At 61.2% G+C, this 18,790-nt stretch carries 18 protein-coding genes, 1 pseudogene and 1 riboswitch; of the genes and pseudogenes, 8 read left to right on the forward strand and 11 right to left on the reverse strand.

Annotation, left to right across the window (positions count from 1 at the left end):
* Position 1: 1 nt before the first annotated feature.
* A complete protein-coding gene (locus FN828_RS17260) occupies positions 2–2,290 on the forward strand; it encodes a glycosyl hydrolase family 28-related protein (protein ID WP_142494625.1) in 2,289 nt (762 codons plus the stop codon).
* A gap of 24 nt (positions 2,291–2,314) precedes the next feature.
* On the opposite strand, the gene FN828_RS17265 is transcribed toward FN828_RS17260, so the two are convergent.
* The 3 genes from FN828_RS17265 to FN828_RS17275 form a co-directional block, all read right to left on the reverse strand.
* Positions 2,315–2,809, reverse strand: coding sequence for a HugZ family pyridoxamine 5'-phosphate oxidase (locus FN828_RS17265; RefSeq protein ID WP_142494626.1), 495 nt, complete (start codon positions 2,807–2,809; stop codon positions 2,315–2,317).
* Positions 2,806–3,246 (reverse strand): anthrone oxygenase family protein, encoded by a 441-nt coding sequence (locus FN828_RS17270; RefSeq protein WP_142494627.1) that lies wholly within the window; start codon positions 3,244–3,246, stop codon positions 2,806–2,808. Before FN828_RS17270 ends, FN828_RS17265 begins: the two co-directional genes overlap by 4 nt.
* A gap of 153 nt (positions 3,247–3,399) precedes the next feature.
* The gene (locus FN828_RS17275; RefSeq protein ID WP_142494628.1) at positions 3,400–4,059 is read right to left on the reverse strand and encodes a hypothetical protein; all 660 of its coding nucleotides are present in this window, start codon (positions 4,057–4,059) and stop codon (positions 3,400–3,402) included.
* Positions 4,060–4,223: 164 nt separating this feature from the next.
* On the opposite strand from FN828_RS17275, the gene FN828_RS17280 reads away from it, so the two are divergent.
* Positions 4,224–4,544, forward strand: coding sequence for an antibiotic biosynthesis monooxygenase family protein (locus tag FN828_RS17280; RefSeq protein ID WP_142494629.1), 321 nt, complete (start codon positions 4,224–4,226; stop codon positions 4,542–4,544).
* 19 nt (positions 4,545–4,563) lie between these two features.
* On the opposite strand, the gene trxC is transcribed toward FN828_RS17280, so the two are convergent.
* Both trxC and FN828_RS17290 read right to left on the reverse strand, forming a co-directional pair.
* The gene (gene trxC, locus FN828_RS17285) at positions 4,564–4,995 is read right to left on the reverse strand and encodes a thioredoxin TrxC (protein ID WP_142494630.1); all 432 of its coding nucleotides are present in this window, start codon (positions 4,993–4,995) and stop codon (positions 4,564–4,566) included.
* 63 nt (positions 4,996–5,058) lie between these two features.
* On the reverse strand, positions 5,059–5,994 hold the full coding sequence (locus tag FN828_RS17290) for a class I SAM-dependent DNA methyltransferase (protein WP_142494631.1): 936 nt from the start codon (positions 5,992–5,994) through the stop codon (positions 5,059–5,061).
* A 299-nt stretch (positions 5,995–6,293) separates the two neighbouring features.
* Between FN828_RS17290 and FN828_RS17295 the strand changes: the two genes are divergently transcribed.
* Positions 6,294–6,500, forward strand: coding sequence for a cold-shock protein (locus tag FN828_RS17295; protein WP_142494632.1), 207 nt, complete (start codon positions 6,294–6,296; stop codon positions 6,498–6,500).
* A gap of 169 nt (positions 6,501–6,669) precedes the next feature.
* Here the strand turns inward: FN828_RS17295 and FN828_RS17300 are convergent, their stop codons facing one another.
* Positions 6,670–7,353, reverse strand: coding sequence for an arylesterase (locus FN828_RS17300; RefSeq protein WP_142494633.1), 684 nt, complete (start codon positions 7,351–7,353; stop codon positions 6,670–6,672).
* Here FN828_RS17300 and FN828_RS17305 point away from each other — a divergent pair.
* From FN828_RS17305 to FN828_RS17315, 3 genes are all read left to right on the forward strand, one after another.
* Positions 7,352–8,041 carry an ABC transporter ATP-binding protein gene (locus FN828_RS17305; protein WP_142494634.1) on the forward strand — a complete coding sequence of 230 codons (690 nt, stop codon included), beginning with the start codon at positions 7,352–7,354 and terminating at the stop codon, positions 8,039–8,041. The genes FN828_RS17300 and FN828_RS17305 overlap by 2 nt on opposite strands.
* Positions 8,038–10,554, forward strand: a complete 2,517-nt coding sequence (locus FN828_RS17310; RefSeq protein ID WP_142494635.1) for an ABC transporter permease — start codon at positions 8,038–8,040, stop codon at positions 10,552–10,554. The genes FN828_RS17305 and FN828_RS17310 overlap by 4 nt, the downstream gene beginning before the upstream one ends.
* 66 nt (positions 10,555–10,620) lie before the next feature.
* The gene (locus FN828_RS17315) at positions 10,621–11,481 is read left to right on the forward strand and encodes an inositol monophosphatase family protein (RefSeq protein ID WP_142494636.1); all 861 of its coding nucleotides are present in this window, start codon (positions 10,621–10,623) and stop codon (positions 11,479–11,481) included.
* Positions 11,482–11,570: 89 nt separating this feature from the next.
* Here the strand turns inward: FN828_RS17315 and gcvP are convergent, their stop codons facing one another.
* The 4 genes from gcvP to FN828_RS17335 form a co-directional block, all read right to left on the reverse strand.
* Positions 11,571–14,417, reverse strand: a complete 2,847-nt coding sequence (gcvP, locus tag FN828_RS17320) for an aminomethyl-transferring glycine dehydrogenase (protein ID WP_142494637.1) — start codon at positions 14,415–14,417, stop codon at positions 11,571–11,573.
* 103 nt (positions 14,418–14,520) lie between these two features.
* Positions 14,521–14,880, reverse strand: a complete 360-nt coding sequence (gcvH, locus tag FN828_RS17325) for a glycine cleavage system protein GcvH (protein ID WP_142494638.1) — start codon at positions 14,878–14,880, stop codon at positions 14,521–14,523.
* 23 nt (positions 14,881–14,903) lie between these two features.
* Positions 14,904–16,028, reverse strand: a complete 1,125-nt coding sequence (gene gcvT / locus FN828_RS17330) for a glycine cleavage system aminomethyltransferase GcvT (RefSeq protein ID WP_142494639.1) — start codon at positions 16,026–16,028, stop codon at positions 14,904–14,906.
* Between the two features lie 156 nt (positions 16,029–16,184).
* Positions 16,185–16,271: riboswitch (glycine riboswitch) on the reverse strand.
* Between the two features lie 44 nt (positions 16,272–16,315).
* A complete protein-coding gene (locus FN828_RS17335; RefSeq protein ID WP_142494640.1) occupies positions 16,316–16,762 on the reverse strand; it encodes an RrF2 family transcriptional regulator in 447 nt (148 codons plus the stop codon).
* Between the two features lie 95 nt (positions 16,763–16,857).
* Here FN828_RS17335 and FN828_RS17340 point away from each other — a divergent pair, with 95 nt between their 5' ends.
* Both FN828_RS17340 and FN828_RS17345 read left to right on the forward strand, forming a co-directional pair.
* On the forward strand, positions 16,858–17,454 hold the full coding sequence (locus FN828_RS17340; protein WP_142494641.1) for a gamma-glutamylcyclotransferase family protein: 597 nt from the start codon (positions 16,858–16,860) through the stop codon (positions 17,452–17,454).
* Complete coding sequence (locus FN828_RS17345) at positions 17,451–18,692, forward strand: DUF2254 domain-containing protein (protein WP_142494642.1); 1,242 nt, start codon at positions 17,451–17,453, stop codon at positions 18,690–18,692. The genes FN828_RS17340 and FN828_RS17345 overlap by 4 nt, the downstream gene beginning before the upstream one ends.
* A gap of 9 nt (positions 18,693–18,701) precedes the next feature.
* Here FN828_RS17345 and FN828_RS17350 read toward each other — a convergent pair.
* Positions 18,702–18,790, reverse strand: a pseudogene (locus tag FN828_RS17350) (IS5/IS1182 family transposase); the annotation flags it as partial.

The raw sequence follows: 18,790 nt of genomic DNA on the forward strand, positions 1-18,790 counted from the left end.
AATGAACAAGGCAATTACCGATGGTGTGGTGTTTACCCCGGCGGCTTTTGCGCTGGGGCTGGATCAATGGTCCAGCGGCGATGGCACACCCGGATCGGATACCTATGACAACGCGGTGAACGCGGCCTTTGTTCCGGCGGATCAGGATTTTGGCGGCTGTCTGGAATTGCAAAAAACCGACACCACCCAACGCCTGCGCTACATGGGGGAAACGCCGATCTATCCGGGGTGCTATCTGCGCATCACGGCACGGATCAAGGCCGTCAGCGGCAACCTGCCTTCGGTGCGTATTGCGGGCTGGCCGGGGGATGCCGGGGACGCCCATGTGACCGGCCTGACACAAGCAGGACCAGCTACAGCCCTGACCAGCTATGGTCAGGTGATCGAGGTCAGCACCATCGTCGGCAGCGGCAATCGTGGCGGGGTGGATCTGGTGTGGCCCGATCCGGTGGCTTACGGGCATTTCGGGCTGGACCTGACCGGCGCGAATGGTGGCGTCGTGCGGATCGACGACATCCAGATTGAAGACATCACCGAAGCCTATTTGCGGTCCATGCTGGATTGGGTGGATGTGCGCGACTATGGCGCGGTGGGCAACGGCATCACCGACGATCTGGCCGCGTTTCAGGCCGCCGATACTGCCGCCAACGGGCGTGTGGTGCTGGTATCCGCCGGGAATTATTACCTGAGCGACACCATGACCTTTACCAACCGTGTCCGGTTCGAAGGCACCGTGACCATGCCCGACGCGGCGATCCTGTCGCTGACGCAGAATTTCAACCTGCCCGCCTATATCGACGCGTTTGGGGATGAAGAACAGGCCTTTAAGAAGGCATTCCAATCGCTGCTGAACAATGCCGATCATGAATCGCTGGACCTGTGCGGACGGCGGATCAGCATCAGCGCCCCCATCGACATGCAGGCCATCGTGCCGAACCGCACCGAATATGCGCAGCGCCGGGTGATCCGAAATGGGCAGTTTTATGCGGCGGACAGCGGAAACTGGGAGACGGTGAACGTATCCTCTGTCGGGACATATTCCACAACGGCCCCCTATACGCTGACGAATGTGACCAACGTGGCGAATATCCCGGTTGGGTCGCGGGTTTGGGCCAATGGCGTTGGGCGCGAAGTTTATGTGACTTCGAAAAACGTGGCGACGCAGCAATTGACCCTGTCGCGCCCGCTGTATGATGCGGTCGGCACCCAAACCTATTATTTCGCGCGCTATCAATATATGCTGGACTTCACCGGCTTTGCCAAACTGTCGAAGTTTTCGATGGCCGATATTGAATTCCAATGCAGCGGGCGTTCCAGCGGGATCATCATGGCACCTGCTGGCCTGACCTTTCACCTGAAAGATTGCTTCTTTACCAGCCCCAAGGATCGCGGGCTGACCAGCATCGGCGAAGGTTGCCAAGGGATGTTGATTGATCGCTGTCAGTTCCTGTCCAACGAAGGTGGCACACCGGCCGCGCAACGTACCACAATCGCATTGAACACCAATGCCAATGACGTGAAGTTGCGGAACAATCGGATTACCCGTTTCCGGCACTTTGCCGTTATGGGCGGGACCAGTTCCATCATCAGCGGCAATCATTGGTTTCAGGGCGACGATACCCCAGACGGCCTGCGCACGGCTGGGCTGATCCTGACCAGTTCGCATAACCGCGCGACGATCACCGGGAATTACGTGGATAACTGTTCGATCGAATGGACCAATGAACACGACCCCGAACCGGAGTTTAACAATGAATATTCGTTCAGTGCGCTCAGCATTTCCGACAATATTTTCCAAGCGATCGGTGCCGCGCAATGGTTCAAGTTCATCGTGGTCAAACCGCATGGGGTGGGTCATTTCATCACCGGCCTGAACATCACCGGCAATATTTTCCGATCCATGCAGGGCAATCTGGACCGGGTCGAGGCGATTGATACGTCCTTTGCCGATATGGATCGTACACGGATGCGCAATATTCTGGTGCAAGGGAACATGTTCAACGGCATTGAACAGGGAATGCAGAATCCGGCGGTGATCGACCACGATCAGGGTTCCACCAGCACAACATGGTCGGTCAATTGTGCCGGGCCGCTGCCATTTGCGGGCTATGCGCAGAACGTGGTGGGCGTGGTGGCACGATCCCGCATTCGGGATGGCGGCGGGGCCACGACCTATGCCTTTCCCTATGTCTCAACCGAGACAGGCACGAACCGGGATCGTGTTGAACTGAACTGGCCCGAGGCGCTGGACGGTCAGGTGGCCCTGACCGTGCGGATGGATAATTATTAATCCCGACCAGACCAGACCGGGGTATTACAGCCCCAAATCGGCGGGACTTAGGATAAACGCCCGCCCAAAGCCACCGTTCAAATAGGCCCGTGTGGGGGTGAACAAGGTAAAGCCGAAATCGCCCAGTGACAGGTACAATTTGGATTTTGGATGGTCGCGCAGGTAATGCGCGGCCATTTCCGCATGTTCAGGGGAATTGCGCGGCAGGGCTGTTGCGCTGGCCTGCACCGTCAATCGCGGATGGGCCAGAGCGTCGCCCTTGTCCCCCGGTTCCCCCACCAGCAAGGCACAGGCCGGGTTAGCCCGCAAGGCGCGGGTATGCAGGGCCAAGCCGCTGATCAACGTCAGCGGTTGCCCAGCCGGGGACGTCCCCAACGCCACCCGGCTGACATAGGGCATTCCGGTATCCGGGTCCGTCACGGCCAGCGCGGCAAATCGGGCCTGTTGCAACAGATGACGGGCCAAAGCGCGGGCTTCGTCATCGGTGGGACGGATCGGATCTTGGGTGTTTTGGCTCATGGTGCAGGATTAGCAGGTTGCGCCGACACAGCAAGAGGACGGGATGCCATCAGCCCTGCCCCGACCAATAACAGCACCACGCCCGATACCAGCGTGCGGGCGATATTCCAAACCTGCCAGCGATCAGAATAGTCCCCCCAGACCTGTTGCAAAGCGGCATTGTCGCGCGCCATATCAATCAGCATAAGCGCCTGATTCATTGGGACATTCACCATGACCGTCGGTAAAAACGCCCCCACCAGATAGACCAGCGCCGCAGCCCCCATCCAAAGGGCCGTCGCCCGCTGCTGCAACCGATACCCCCACAGGCCCACAGCCGCCAGCACCACTGGCGTACCGAAAAAGGCAGGGGCAAAAACCACATTGCGCACACTGCGGTTCATGGCGTTCATCGCCTCGATGGCTGTGGCAGGGTGTAATTGGTCCAAGCCCCACATGGTAGAACAGACCCACGCATAGAAAAACCCGAAGATCGCAGCGGCAAAGATCAGGGCAAGGAACAGGGATACTCGGAATCACATGGGTCGCTTTCTGTTTTGGGTTCAATTCCATGTGATACGATACCGCCGGGGCGTTCCGTCGCACAAAAATCAGAAATCCATCCACAGCCCCAGCTTCACCCCGGTCTGACCACCGTCCAACAGCGATTGGCTGACGCCCAGTTCCAGTTGGGTCGTCTTTCCCACCCGCATCACAACCGAAGGCGCGATTTTCAGGCTTTGGCTCAGCCCCGGTGAAAATTCCGCTTGAAATTGCATGATCGCCTTCCAGCGGTCAGATGGGGAAATCCCAATGGTGGTATCCACCTTATAGGTAAAGATACCCGTGGTCATGTTTTGGGTCAGCGCCGCATCAATCGCAAACCTGCCCGGTCCCCATTCGGTTTGCAGCCCTTGCCCCCAAGACAGGCCCGGACGCACAACAGGCATTCCGCCCGATGTGCCGCTGGCAATTTCCAGCGCCAGCCGCCCGCCCTTTTTGCCCTGCCACACTGGCTGCCGGGTAAAGAACAGCACCGTCGCCACCCCGGTTTCCGACACGCCCGCATCAATGCCCAGCGTCAGCGTGTCGGTCAGTCCATATTCGCCATAATATGCGCCGTAATAGCCACGATAACCATATTCCCCAATGGTAAAGCTGGACGAGGTGGACATGAACCAACGCCCTTTTTCACGTTGCCACGCCCCCGCCAAAACCGGAGAGGCCAGAAAACAAAACAGCGCAATTCCCAGTCCCGGCCAAAGGCGCATAGGCAACCCTCCAACCCCGGCAGCATCGCGCGCAAAGGTAAACAGGCCGTTAACTTAGGTTACGACTGCGCAGGGCCAGACATGGCATTTTCCGCTTTTGTACGCGGGAATGCCGGTGCTAGGCTTGGCCTTGGGAACGGCGAGCCACAAAGCGGAGGACCACCATGCCGAAGATTTCAGCTAATAATTCGTTCCAGACCGTGATCACCACGTTTGAGATGACCCCCGGCACCTGTCAGGATTTGCTGGAAGCCCTGACCGATGCGTATGAAAATTTCATCTCGAAACAGCCGGGCTTTATTGCGGCTGGTCTGCATGTGAACGATGCCCAGACCCGGATCGCCAACTATTCCCAGTGGGAAAAACGCGAAGATTACCAAGCGATGTTGCGCAGCGAAGAAATGCGCAAACGCAACCGTATCATCAACGACATGTGTAAAAACTTTGAACCCGTCATGTATGACGTGGCCCGCACATTCGGCTGACGCAGGTACAGGGCCGCCGTTATACGGCGGTCCTGACCCATTGCACGATCGAAGCGGCGGGCATGGCCCCGGATTGACGGGCCTTTTCCCGCCCCCCGGCAAAGGCTGCCATCGTAGGAATGCCGCGAATGCCGTATTTTGCCCCAGCGTGAGGGTGGTCTTCGGTGTTCAGCTTTACCAGACGGGCCGCGCCGTTCAGTTCGCCAGCCGCCTTGGTAAATTCCGGGGCCATCATCCGGCACGGGCCGCACCACGGCGCCCAGAAATCCACCACCAGCGGCAAGTCGTCATTGCGTGCGGCTTTTTCCAGCGTGGCCAAATCCACCTCGGCCACCTTACCGCCAATCAGTTTTGCGCCGCAGGTGCCGCATTTAGGCCCGGCGGTCAGTTTGTCGTCTGGGATGCGGTTCACCTGACCACAATCCAGACATGTCAGTTTTTTCGAGGCCATGTCGCGCTCCTGAATATATCTGTTAGTTGGAATATATGACGCAGAGCGCGGCCTGCAAGACCCCTATGCCAGCTCCGCCTCTTCCCCGGTTTGATCTGTGGCGCGGCGCAACCCCGAACAGGTTACGATATATGACATAATCGGCGCACCGCGATCTTGGCGCAATATGGCCGTTTCCAGATGCACCGCCCCAAATCCGGCATCCGCCATCAACATGCGCAGATAATCCGCCCCATGCGCATACCGGCGCGAGGGTTGCAGGGTGACATCTGCGCCCTCGCCCGCTTCGACCGTAAAGGCGAACCGCCCACCGGGGGCCAGCGCGTGAACGACCCAAGCGGTAATGCGTTCCAGCGCCCCCAGATAGATGAACACATCCGCCGCCAAAATCGTATCCCAGCGGGCCGCACCATGTTCCAATCGGGCCAAATCGCGTTTTTCCAGCCGATCATACAGCCCCTTGGCCCGCGCCTGATCCAGCATTCCGGCCGAAATGTCCCAGCCTTCCAGCCGTTCACAACGCCCGGCAATCGCCTGCCCCATCAGCCCCGTGCCACAGCCCAGATCCAGCACCCGGCCCAGCGGCCCCGACACGGCTGCGGCCAACAGGTCCGGCCCGCGATACCGCAGTTTTTCAGTCAGGGAGGTATCAAACCGGGGGGCATACTGATCGAACAGGGTTTCGACAAAAGCGGCAGGCATGGCTTCGGCCACGGGAACGCGGCGCAACAGGTCCAGCCGCAGCCCTGCCCCGAACCGATCCGCCGCATCCAACACCAGCACCCGGCCAAATGCCCCGGCGGCCTGTTCATCACGGCCTGCGGCTTCGGCCCAATCGCCCAGTGCCATCCACCCGGCAGCCCAGCCCGGCACACGCGCCAGCGTTTCCACCATCAGATCGGCAGCCGCCGCATAATCCCCGGCACCGGCAAGGGACTGCGCAAACTGATAGCGGCGATCGGCAGATAAATCGCCCGAGGAAGACAGGACAGAAGACATCCAAAGACAGCTTTCAAAAGTGGGGTAATTCCTGCGGCTGCCAACGTCCCAAACCATTCCGAAAACGGGCGCGGCAGGCCGTGAAAACCGGCGTCTATTTGAACACGCCTATGGCAAAGTCAAGAATGATTTCATCGGATATTTATCTCTTGATTTCCCCCAAACCCAATCACATCTTCCGGTGCGCCACGTTACTACACCATCGACCCACGGCCAGGGATTACCGGCCCTTCGATCTGTCGCTAACAGGCCGGGTTGTCGCAATAATGCGGGCAACGCATGAACAGGAGCAGCACGGAATGGCCACTGGCACCGTGAAATGGTTCAACACCACCAAAGGCTACGGCTTTATCAAGCCGGATCAGGGCAACAAGGACGTATTCGTCCATATCTCGGCGGTGGAACGCGCCGGGCTAAAGGCGCTTCAGGACAATCAGAAAGTCAGCTTTGACATTCAAGAAGGCCGCGACGGGCGCGAAATCGCCGCCAATATCGCCGTGGCCTGATCCGGCCTTACCCAAAGCGGCCTCGGGATCGGGGCCGCCCCTGTCCGGGCGCACGCGGCAATGAATGAACCGCAACAACGCCTTTCATCTTGCCCCAAATACTCATCTGCACCACCCGCACCGCAGACGCGCGGCCCAAGGGAATAACCGGGGGGATGGGCTAGGATCGTCAGCGGTCCTCCATCCGGGCGACCAGTTCCAACACAGTGTCCCCCATTGCCGCGACGATACGGGTCACGCCTTCGGCATTGGGGTGGATGCCATCGGCCTGAAACAGCCCTTGCAACGCAGCCGGATCATTGCCGCCCAATCCCGCAAAGAAGCTGTCGAAATACAACGCGTCGAACTCTGCCGCCAAATCTGGATAAATCGCGTCGAACGCGGCCTTATAGTCCGGCCCGTAATTGCCCGGCGCCTGCATTCCCACCACCAGCACCGGCAGCCCCCGCGCCTGCACAGCCCGCAGAATGCCGCGCAGATTGTCGCGCGTCACCGCCGGGTCCAGACCGCGCAACATGTCATTGCCGCCCAGCGTGACAATGACGCCGCCCACATCGTCGCTTAGTGCCCAGTCGATCCGCGACAGCCCGCCTGCGGTGGTATCGCCCGACACCCCGCCATTGATCACAGTCCGGTCCTGCCCTTGCGCGGTCAGCCAGCGTTGCAATTGCGGCACGAACCCCTGACCATCCGGCAGGCCGTAACCCGCAGTCAGACTGTCACCAAAGGCCAGAATTGCGGCAGGTTGCGCATAAACCGGCGTAGCCAGAAACAGAAGCAGCGCCAACGCCTTGCCCTGCGCGACCGCGCCCCCATATGAGAGCAGTGTTTTAAAGATAAAGGTCAGTCGCATGTCAAAATCCGTGGTGTCGTTGTCGAATGCGGGGTTATCGCTGAACGGGAATGCCGGACTGGTCGAAATCCTGCGCGACATCACGCTGGATGTCCACAAAGGGGAATCTCTGGGGCTGATCGGGCCGTCCGGGTCTGGCAAATCCTCGCTTCTGATGCTGATGGGCGGGCTGGAACGCGCCACCACTGGCCGGATTACCGCACTGGGGCAAGACCTGACCGCGATGAGCGAAGACCAGCTTGCCCGCTTCCGCCGGGAACATATGGGGGTGGTATTCCAATCTTTCCACCTGATTCCCACCATGACCGCGCTGGAAAATGTCGCGACACCACTGGAACTGGCGGGGCATCGCGATGCGTTTGACCGCGCAATGGAAGAATTGCGCGCCGTCGGGCTGGAAGGTCGCGCGGATCATTACCCCTCGCAAATGTCCGGGGGGGAACAGCAGCGGGTGGCGCTGGCGCGGGCATCTGCCCCGCGTCCTGAAATCCTGTTGGCGGATGAACCGACAGGCAATCTGGACGGGACCAATGGCGCGGCCATCATTGACCTGTTGTTCGGCCTGCGTGATCGTCACGGCGCGACGCTGATCCTTGTGACCCACGCGGACGAGCTGGCCCGGCGCTGCGACCGGGTGATCCGCCTGCGCGATGGCCAAATTGATCAGATGGCCGAGGCCGCAGAATGAGCCTGCGCCTTGCTGCCCGTTTCGCCCGCCGGGAACTGCGCGGGGGACTGCGCGGATTCCGCATCTTTCTGGCCTGCCTGACACTGGGCGTTGCCGCCATTGCCGGGGTCGGGTCCATCCGCGCCGGGATCGAGGCAGGATTGGCCCGCGAAGGCGCGGCCCTGCTGGGCGGGGACGCGGAAATGGAATTCACCTATCGTTTCGCGGATCAGGACGAACGCAATTGGATGGCCACCCATGCCGACAGGGTGTCGGAAGTCGTGGATTTCCGGTCTATGGCCGTGGTCGGGGATGAACGCGGGCTGACACAGGTCAAGGCGGTGGACGTTGCCTATCCGCTGGTGGGCCGCGTGGGGCTGGATCCCGATATATCGCTGGATGCGGCGCTGGCGGGCGATGGCACCCTTCCCGGTGCCGTGATGGAACGTATCCTGAAGGACCGCCTGGGCCTGTCCATCGGGGACAGTTTCAAGCTGGGAACGCAGGAATTCACCCTGACCGCCGTGATCACCCGTGAACCCGACAGCGCCGGGGCCGGGTTCGGGCTGGGGCCACGCACGATTGTAAAAACCACCGATCTGGCCGGATCGGGGTTGTTGTCGCCCGGATCGCTTTATGAAACCAAATACCGGCTGGACCTGCCGCCGGACACCGATCTGCAAGCCACCAAGGCCACCGCGATACAAACCTTTGAAAACAAGGGGATGCGCTGGCGGGATTCGCGCAATGGCGCGCCGGGCATTGCCACCTTTGTGGAACGGCTGGGCGCGTTTCTGGTGCTGGTGGGCCTGTCCGGTCTGGCGGTGGGTGGCGTGGGGGTATCCGCCGCTGTGCGGGCCTATCTGGCGGGCAAAACAGCGACCATTGCCACCCTGCGCAGTCTGGGCGCGGAACGGCGGGTGATTTTCCTGACCTATTTCCTGCAAATCGGGGCGCTGGCGCTGCTGGGCATTTCGCTGGGCCTGATCCTTGGCGGCGGGGTTCCGGTGCTGCTGGCCCCGATCCTGACCGCGCAACTGCCGGTTCCGGCGGTTTTCGCGCTCTATCCCGAACCGTTGTTCGAGGCGGCAACCTATGGCGCGCTGACTGCGCTGATCTTTACCCTGTGGCCACTGGCCCGCACCCAAGAGGTTCGCGCCGCCACCCTGTTCCGCGATGCGATGGCCGGGGCCAAGGCGCTGCCGCCGCTGCCGTTCCTGATCATCACGGCAGCACTGCTGGCCGCACTGATTGGGGTGGCCGTGCTGTTTTCCGGCACCGTGGCGCTGACGCTGTGGACGGCGGGGGGGATCACCGCCGCGCTGGCCGTGCTGGCGCTAGCGGCCTTTGGCCTGCGCCACCTGTCGCGCCGCGCCCGTCGGGCCACGCGTGGGCACCCGGCGTTGCGTTGGGCGGTTGCCGCCATCGGGGGCCTGCGAGACGAGGCCACGCCGGTCGTTCTGTCGCTGGGGTTGGGCCTGACGGTACTGGCTGCCGTGGGACAGATCGACGGCAACCTGCGCCGCGCGATTTCCGGCAATCTTCCGGATGTGGCCCCATCCTATTTCTTCGTCGATATTCAGCGCGATCAGATGCCCGGCTTTTTGGATCGGGTGCAGAATGATCCCGCCGTCAGCCGCGTGGAATATGCCCCCATGATGCGGGGCGTTATCACCCGGATCAACGACCGCCCCGCCGCCGAAGTCGCTGGCGATCACTGGGTCGTGCGCGGGGACCGGGGCATTACCTATGCCGCCGCCCAGCCGGAAAACACCAAAATCGTTGCCGGAACATGGTGGCCGGATGATTACACCGGCCCGCCGCAAATCAGCTTTGCCCGTGAAGAAGCCGAAGAAATCGGCCTGACGCTGGGCGACACTATCACGCTGAACATTCTGGGCCGGGACATCACCGGCACCATCACATCCTTCCGCGAGGTGGATTTTTCCACCGCCGGGATGGGCTTTGTGATGGCGCTGAACGAAAACGCCCTGAAAGGCGCGCCGCACACCTATATCGCCACAGTTTACGCCGAGCCGCAGGCCGAAGCGGCCATTCTGCGCGATCTGGCCAATCAGTTCCCCAACATCACCGCAATCCGTGTACGCGATGCGATTGATCGGGTGGCGGTGATGCTGGACGGCATTGCCTCGGCGACGTCATGGGGGGCTGCGGCCACGCTGTTGACCGGGTTTCTGGTGCTGATCGGCGCGGCGGCGGCGGGCGAACCCGCCCGCGCCTACGAGGCTGCGATCCTGAAAACCCTTGGCGCAACCCGCGCCCGCATTCTGGGCAGTTTTGCCCTGCGGGCGGTATTGCTGGGGGCCGGGGCCGGGTTGGTGGCGCTGGCTGCGGGTATCACCGGCGGCTGGGCTGTGTCGCATTTCGTGATGGAAACCGATTTCGCAATCATCTGGCCCTCGGCGCTGGGGATTATAACCGGGGGCGTTCTGGCGACATTGCTGGCCGGTCTGGGCTTTGCCCGCCGGTCACTGGCCACCCGCCCCGCCCAGTTCCTGCGGGCGCGCGAATAGCCGCGTTGCATCCGGCCTCGCCAGATGCCACCCAATAGACACCCCCAGAATCACGCTGAAAGAGCCATGACCGAAACGCTTCCCCTGCCCCTGACCCCGATCAGCAAGGCCCAGCAGACCAGCCTTGTGAACCTTGTCCGCCGTGCCGCGAAAACCGAAATCCTGCCCCGGTTCCGCAATCTGTCCGCGCATCAGATTGCCACGAAATCCGGGCCACAGGATTTGGTGACAGAAGCCGACGAAGCCGCAGAGGCGATGATTGCGCGGGGCATTTTGCACCTGTTTCCCAATGCCGTGGTGATCGGCGAAGAAGCCGCCGCCAAAGACCCAAGCCTGCGCCAGACAGCGGCACAAGCGGAGCTGGCTTTTATCATCGACCCGGTGGATGGGACGTGGAATTTTGCGCATGGCGTACCGCTGTTCGGGGTTATTCTGGCGGCCACGCGGTTTGGAAAACCGATTTTTGGCCTGCTTTACGATCCGATGGTGGACGATTGGGTGATCGCAGACGATCAATCCCCCACCATGATCGCAGGGGCGGGCCGCGCCCCCCGTCCAGCCACGGTATCCGCTGGTGGTACTTTGGCCGATCTGTCGGGGGTTATTCATTTCCACCTGCTGCCCAAGGACAAACAAGCCGCACTGGCCCCGGTCCTGCCGGAATTTCTGCGTACCGGGTCCATGCGCTGTTCGTGCCATGAATACCGCATTCTGGCACAGGGCGGGGTGGATTTCTGCCTGTCGGGTGTGCTGAACCCGTGGGATCATGCGGCGGGCGTGTTGTTGTGCCAGCAAGCGGGCGGACATGTACGGATGCTGGACGGCAGCGAATACCATATCGGCACCGAACAGGGGTATCTTCTGGCAGCAGCCAATGCGGAAACCTGGGACCGGATCGCCACCGCCCTGTCCCCGCTGACGCAATAGGCTAATCCGCAAAAAAGGTTATCCCCTCTTTCTCATAGCCCCAAAGAAAAGGCCCCGCATTTTTGCGAGGCCTTTTTGTTTGTCGCTCATCACTCTGCCGCGTCGGCGTAGTCTTCCATTGGCGGGCAGATGCAGACCAGATTGCGGTCGCCCCATGCGTTATCCACCCGGTTCACCGGCGGCCAGTATTTGTCCACCCGGAACGCACCCGGCGGGAAACAGCCCTGTTCGCGGCTATAGGGACGATCCCATGCGCCCACCAAATCCTCGACCGTGTGGGGGGCGTTTTTCAGCGGGTTGTTTTCCGCATCCATATCACCCTTTTCCACCGCGTCGATTTCCGCACGGATGGCCAGCATCGCATCGCAGAACCGATCCAGTTCCGCTTTGGTTTCGGATTCCGTGGGTTCCACCATCAGCGTTCCGGCCACGGGCCAGCTCATCGTGGGGGCGTGGAAGCCGCAATCGACCAGACGCTTGGCAATGTCGTCCACGGTGATATGGGCGCTGTCAGCAAAGGGGCGGGTGTCCAGAATACATTCATGCGCCACCCGGCCAGTCGGGCCTTTGTACAGCACGTCATAGGCGCCTTCCAACCGCTTGGCGATATAGTTGGCATTCAGGATCGCCACGCGGGTCGCCTGTGTCAGACCATCGCCGCCCATCATCAGACAGTAGGCCCAGCTAATCGCCAGAATCGAGGCCGACCCAAAAGGGGCTGCCGAAACCGGGCCTTCGGCCCCGCCGGTTTCCGGGTGGCCCGGCAGATGCGGCACCAGATGCGATTTCACCCCAATCGGTCCCACACCGGGGCCACCGCCGCCATGCGGAATGGCAAAGGTCTTGTGCAGGTTCAGGTGGCTGACATCCCCGCCCAGATCGCCCGGACGCGACAGCCCCACCATCGCGTTCATATTGGCCCCGTCGATATAGACCTGACCGCCATGTTCATGGGTGATCGCGCAAACCTCTTTCACGGTTTCCTCGAACACGCCGTGGGTGCTGGGATAGGTGATCATGCAGCCCGCCAGAGTATCGGCATGTTGCTGCGCCTTTTCCAGAAAATCGTTCAGGTCGATATCGCCGTTTTCCATCGACTTTACCGGCACGACCTTCCAGCCGACCATCTGCGCACTGGCAGGGTTAGTGCCGTGGGCGCTCATCGGGATCAGGCAGACATTGCGATGCCCCTGCCCGTTCGCCCGGTGATAGGCCGAAATCGTCAGCAGCCCGGCATATTCCCCCTGCGCCCCGCTGTTGGGCTGCATGGAAAACGCGTCATAGCCGGTGATGTCGCACAGTTTGGCCGACAGATCGCCGATCATTTCTGCATAGCCTGCCGCCTGCTCAACAGGGGCAAACGGGTGCAGATCGGCAAATTCGGGCCATGAAATCGGCATCATTTCCGCCGCAGCGTTCAGCTTCATCGTACAAGACCCCAGCGGGATCATTGCCCGGTCCAGCGCCAGATCACGATCCGCCAGACGCCGCATATAGCGCATCATTTCGGTTTCGGCCCGGTTCATGTGGAAAATCGGGTGGGTCAAAATATCCGATTCCCGCAGCGCCGCGCCCGGAAGGCGCCAATCGCCCGGTGTGTTGTCCTGACGGGTGATCCCGAAGGCACGCCAAACGGCCTCGATCGTGGCAGGCACCACGGCTTCGTCCAGCGTGATGCCAACCTTAGTCGTGCCGACAGGGCGCAGGTTCACGCCTTCGTCCACCGCCGATTTCAGCACCGCCTGTTGCAGCGGTCCCACCTCGACCGTGACGGTATCAAAGAACGCTTCGGGTTCTACCTTGAACCCGGCCTCCTCTAGCCCATGCACCAGACGCACGGCCTTGCGGTGGATACGTTGCGCAATCGCGCGCAGCCCGTCCGGTCCGTGGAACACGGCATACATGGACGCCATGACCGCCAACAACGCCTGTGCAGTACACACGTTCGACGTGGCTTTTTCGCGGCGGATATGCTGTTCGCGGGTTTGCAGCGCCAGACGATAAGCCCGGTTGCCCCGCGCGTCGATGGATACGCCCACCAGACGCCCCGGCATTGCGCGTTTGTATGCGTCACGGCACGCCATATAGGCCGCGTGCGGCCCGCCATAGCCCAAAGGCACCCCGAACCGCTGGGTCGACCCCACGGCAATATCCGCCCCCATCGCGCCCGGTTCTTTCAGCAGAACCAGCGCCATCGGATCGGCAATCACGATCCCCACCGCCTTGGCCGCGTGCAGCGCGTCCATCTGCGGGGTGAAATCGCGGACATGCCCATAGGTGCCGGGATATTGGAACACGGCGCCAAACACGGCTTCTGGGTCCAGATCTTCGGGGGCGCCAACGATCACCTCGATCCCCAGCGGCGCGGCGCGGGTCTGCATCACGGCAATGTTCTGCGGGTGACAGTTTTCATCCACGAAAAACGCCTTGGCCTTGGATTTGGCCACACGCTGCGCCATTGTCATCGCTTCGGCGGCGGCGGTCGCTTCGTCCAGCAGGGACGCATTCGCCACTTCCAGCCCGGTCAGATCGCTGACCATTGTCTGATAGTTCAGCAGCGCCTCCAGACGGCCCTGTGAAATCTCGGGCTGATAGGGGGTATAGGCCGTGTACCACGCCGGGTTTTCCAGAATATTGCGCTGGATCGCGGGCGGTGTGACCGTGCCGTGATAGCCCATGCCGATCAGGCTGTTCAGCACCTTGTTTTTCTTGGCCACATCACGCATCCGGTTCAGCATCTGGCGTTCGCTCAGCGCCTTGCCAAAGCTCAGTTCCGCTTCGGCGCGGATGGCGCGCGGCACGGTTTCTTCGATCAAAGCGTCCAGACTGTCCGCCCCGACCACCCGCAGCATATCCGCCATTTCAGCGGGCGACGGGCCGATATGACGGCGGTTGGCAAAATCATAAGGCAGATAGTCGGTTGGCTTGAAGGCCATGATCGCGGTCCTCGCGTGTGTTCTTTCTTGGGAAAAATATCCTTGCCAAAGGCTGCCCCTGTACGCCCTCGACGGGCGCGCGGGGGCATCCCCGGTCAAAGGATCAGCCGATCAGATCGTTATAGGCGTCTTCGTCCATGAACTGATCCAACGCCGACAGGTCGTCGATCTTCATCTTGAAGAACCACGCCTCGCCCAGCGGGTCTTCGTTCACCTTGCCCGGTTCGTCCACGATGGCGTCGTTTACCGCCACGATTTCACCGTCCAGCGGAGCGCAGATGTCAGACGCGGCCTTGACGCTTTCGATCACGGCAACTTCGTCACCCGTGGCGACCATCGTGCCGACCTCGGGCAGTTCCACGAACACCACATCGCCCAACTGGGCCGAAGCATGTTCGGTGATGCCAACCACGACCACATCGCCTTCGACGCGCAGCCATTCGTGTTCTTCGGTGTATTTCATTGGGTGTCTCCCTGTTCGGTGTTTTAGCGTTTGAAATTGGCGGGCACGAAGGGCAGCGCCGCCACCTGTACAGGCAGGCGTTTGCCACGCACTTCGCCCCAAAGCTGGGTGCCGGGGGCTGCCAGATCGGCGGGGACATAGCCCATCGCCACCGGCGCTTCGACGGACGGGCCAAACCCACCGGATGTAACGGCCCCAATCGCCGTGCCGCCTTCGGCATCGGCGAACAGCGCCACCCCTTCGCGCATGGGCGCGCGGCCCTCGGGGCGCAGACCCACACGGGCGCGGGAAGCGCCATTTTCCAGTTCTGACAGGATGCGATCCGCACCGGGGAACCCACCGCCCCGTGCGCCACCCGTGCGGCGGATTTTCTGGATGGCCCATGTCAGGCCCGCCTGCACCGGGGTGGTGCCGGTGTCGATGTCATGGCCGTACAGGCACAGCCCGCCTTCCAGCCGCAGACTGTCGCGCGCACCCAACCCGATCGGCAAGACCGCATCATCCGCCAGCAAGGCACGGGCCAGTTCCTCGGCCTGTGCCACGGGGACCGAGATTTCATACCCATCCTCACCCGTATAGCCCGACCGTGAAATCCAGCAGTCCACCCCGCAGAGCGATACGGTAGCCACATCCATGAATGTCATGTCCGCCACGGCGGGGTTCAGCCCGGCCAGTACGGTTTCCGCTGCGGGACCTTGCAGCGCCAGCAATGCGCGATCCTCGATCACCTCGACCGTCACACCCGCAGGCAGCTTGGCCCGCATATGGGCAATATCGGCGTCTTTGCAGGCCGCGTTGACCACGACAAACAGATGGTCGCCCCGGTTCGCCAGCATCAGATCGTCCAGAATGCCGCCCTGATCGTCCGTGAAAAACCCATAGCGTTGCCGGTTTTCGCCCAGACCCGCGATATTCACCGGCACCAGCGTTTCCATCGCCAGCGCGACCGTTTCAAAATCGGCCCCACGCAGAATCACCTGCCCCATGTGGCTGACATCGAACAGCCCGGCGGCGGCGCGGGTGTGCAGGTGTTCCTTCATCACCCCGGCAGCATATTGCACCGGCATATCATAGCCCGCGAATGGCACCATCTTGGCACCCAGTTCACGGTGTAACCCATCCAGCGGCAGAATTTTCAGATCGCTCATGGCATCCCCTGTTTTCATCAAACCGGCAGAGCCATTACCCCCTTCCGGCATCATACCCGCCACAAATGTGACGGAAATCCGATGCCCCCTCTGTCCCTTTGCCTGAGATCGTTATCCCTTCGGCGGACGCTTTCGCGCCTCTCTCCAGAGTGTTGTCCTGTCTGATCGGTCCCTTTGGCCTGAGAGTTTCCGGGGCGGTTGCTCCTTCGGCACCGGCGAACCCGGTTCTCCCGATCAGTTGTGATTCTGATTAGACGAGTCGTCTTCGCACGGCAAGAGGTCGTTTTTCACGCACGGCACGCAACAGGTGCCATAATTTCCAAAAGCCTATGATTTCCGCAAACCAGCTCGTCCAGCATGATCCCATCCAGATGCGCATAGAAAGCTTCGGCTGCGCCCGCGATTGCCGCCTTCAGGCGGCAGGCCGACACCAGCGGGCATGTGTTATCGACATCGGCAAAACATTCCGCGATTGGCACATTGGATTCGAATTGGCGGAACACGTCCCCGATCTTGATATCAGACATCGCGCGGCCCAGTTGCAGCCCGCCATTGCGCCCGCGTTGGGTGTGCAGATAGCCCAGTTGGCCCAATTGGTTGATCACCTGCGCCAAATGGTTTTCCGACGCATTGCATCGTTCTGCAATCTCGGACTTTGTCACAAGCCGCCCTTCGTTCGAGCCACAAAACATAAGAACACGGATAGCGATATTGGTACGTTTCGTGATGCGCACAGCGATCTTCCCTTAGGTCAGTGGATGCTCGAAACTGCCTAAAAGTTACTGTTTTGGGATTGATATGGATCAACCACTAGGCATTTATCTGCATTATGGATGTATTTTTCTTTGGATACGGGTCGCTTGTAAACAGGCAAACCCATGATTACGGCAACGCCGAACGCGCGCGGGCCAAAGGCTGGCGGCGCATCTGGCGGCATACCGCGCTGCGCCCGGTGGCGTTTCTGACCGCTGTGCCAGACCCGGATTGTGAAATCGACGGGCTGATTGCCCCGGTTCCCAATGGCGATTGGCGGGCGCTGGATGCCCGCGAACACGCCTATGATCGCATCCGACTGGCCGATCTGCCGGATCACCCCCTGCCCTATCAGCCAGAAGTGGCGATCTATTCAATCCCCGAGGGCAAACATGGTGCCCCCAGCATGGCCCATCCGGTGTTGCTTAGCTATCTGGATGTGGTTGTACAGGGCTATCTGCATGAATTTGGCCCAGACGGGGTAGAGCGTTTCTTTGCCACCACCGATGGCTGGGACGCCCCCATTCTGGATGACCGCGCCCACCCGCATTATCCCCGGCACCAACACCTGACCCCGGCGGAAACTGCGCTTGTGGATGATTGGCTGGTCCGGCTGGATACCGCCGTGGTGCATCTGGACGATCACCCGCCAATCCCCCGGTCCCCACAATGACGCTGACGCGATTCCTGACCCTGTTGCGGCGCACCTCGCGCAAGCTGTGGGTGCGTGTGGCCGGGTTTGCCCTGCTGGCCGTGCTGTCAGTGGCCATTGCCAGCGCCCTGTCATGGCTGGTGCCCAATACGCTGACCGAACCGTTGGGACCGGACGCGCTGATGCCGGTTCTGACGATTCTGGCGTCGTCGATGCTTGCGGTGTCCACCTTTTCGCTGAACGTCATGGTATCCGCCCACCGCGCCGCCGCCGCGCAGGCCACCCCGCGCGTGCATCGTTTGTTGCTAGAGGACACGACCACGCAAAACGCGCTGGGGGTGTTTATCGGGGCATTTGTGTATTCACTGACGGCGATTATCCTGTTTCGCACCCATTTCAGCCGCCCCGAAGCGGCAGTGATCATGATGGGCGTGACGGTGGTGGTGGTGACACTGGTTATTCTGGCCATGCTGCGCTGGATTGACCACCTTAGCCGCCTTGGCAGCCTAGATCACGCGCTGGACGTCACCGAACACCGTACTGCCGCCGTGCTACGCCGCCACGCCAACCTCCCCGATCTGGGCGCGAACCCGATGACACCGGACACGATCCTGCCCGGCAGCGTCACGTCCTTGCCCGCCCCGAAATCGGGCTTCATCCAAGTGATCGACATGGGCGCACTGGATGATTGCTCCCGCCGCGCCGGGGTCAACATCTATATCGCGCGTGGACCGGGACAGGTGGTTTTGCAGGGGCGTGAAATGGCCCAGATTTCCGGTTCCCCGTCAGAGGATTTACTACATCAGATCGCAAATTGCTTTTTGATCGGTGATATGCGCAGCTTTGAACAGGATGCCGAATTCGGCCTGACGGTCCTGTCTGAAATCTCGTCTCGGGCGATGTCCCCCGGCGTGAATGATCCCGGCACCGCGATCGAGGCGATTTCGCGCATGGAACGGCTGCTTTGGGACTGGGCGCATCGCCTGCCTGATGCGGAACCGCCCTGTTATCCCCATATCTTTCTACACGGTGCAACGGCGGACGATCTGGTGACAGCCGCCTTTGCCGCCACCGCGCGGGATGGGGCCGGAACCTATGAAGTGGCCAAACACCTGATGGACGCGTTGCAGGCCTTGCGCCTGTGCGAAAACGATCCGCTGACACAGGCCGCCGAAACCATGCAGGCCCGTCTGCTGGACCATGCCGAAAAGGCGCTGCCGCTGGAAACAGACCTAAAGCAGCTCAGCCAGTATCACTAGGCTCAGGACTCATAACCAAAACATGACTGTTGCGGCGAGAGCGATGGCCGAGAGGAAGACTTCGGGGCAGCGGTCATATCGGGTGGCGACCCGCCGCC

Source organism: Thalassovita litoralis (genome assembly GCF_900182725.1).
GTDB lineage: Bacteria > Pseudomonadota > Alphaproteobacteria > Rhodobacterales > Rhodobacteraceae > Thalassobius > Thalassobius litoralis.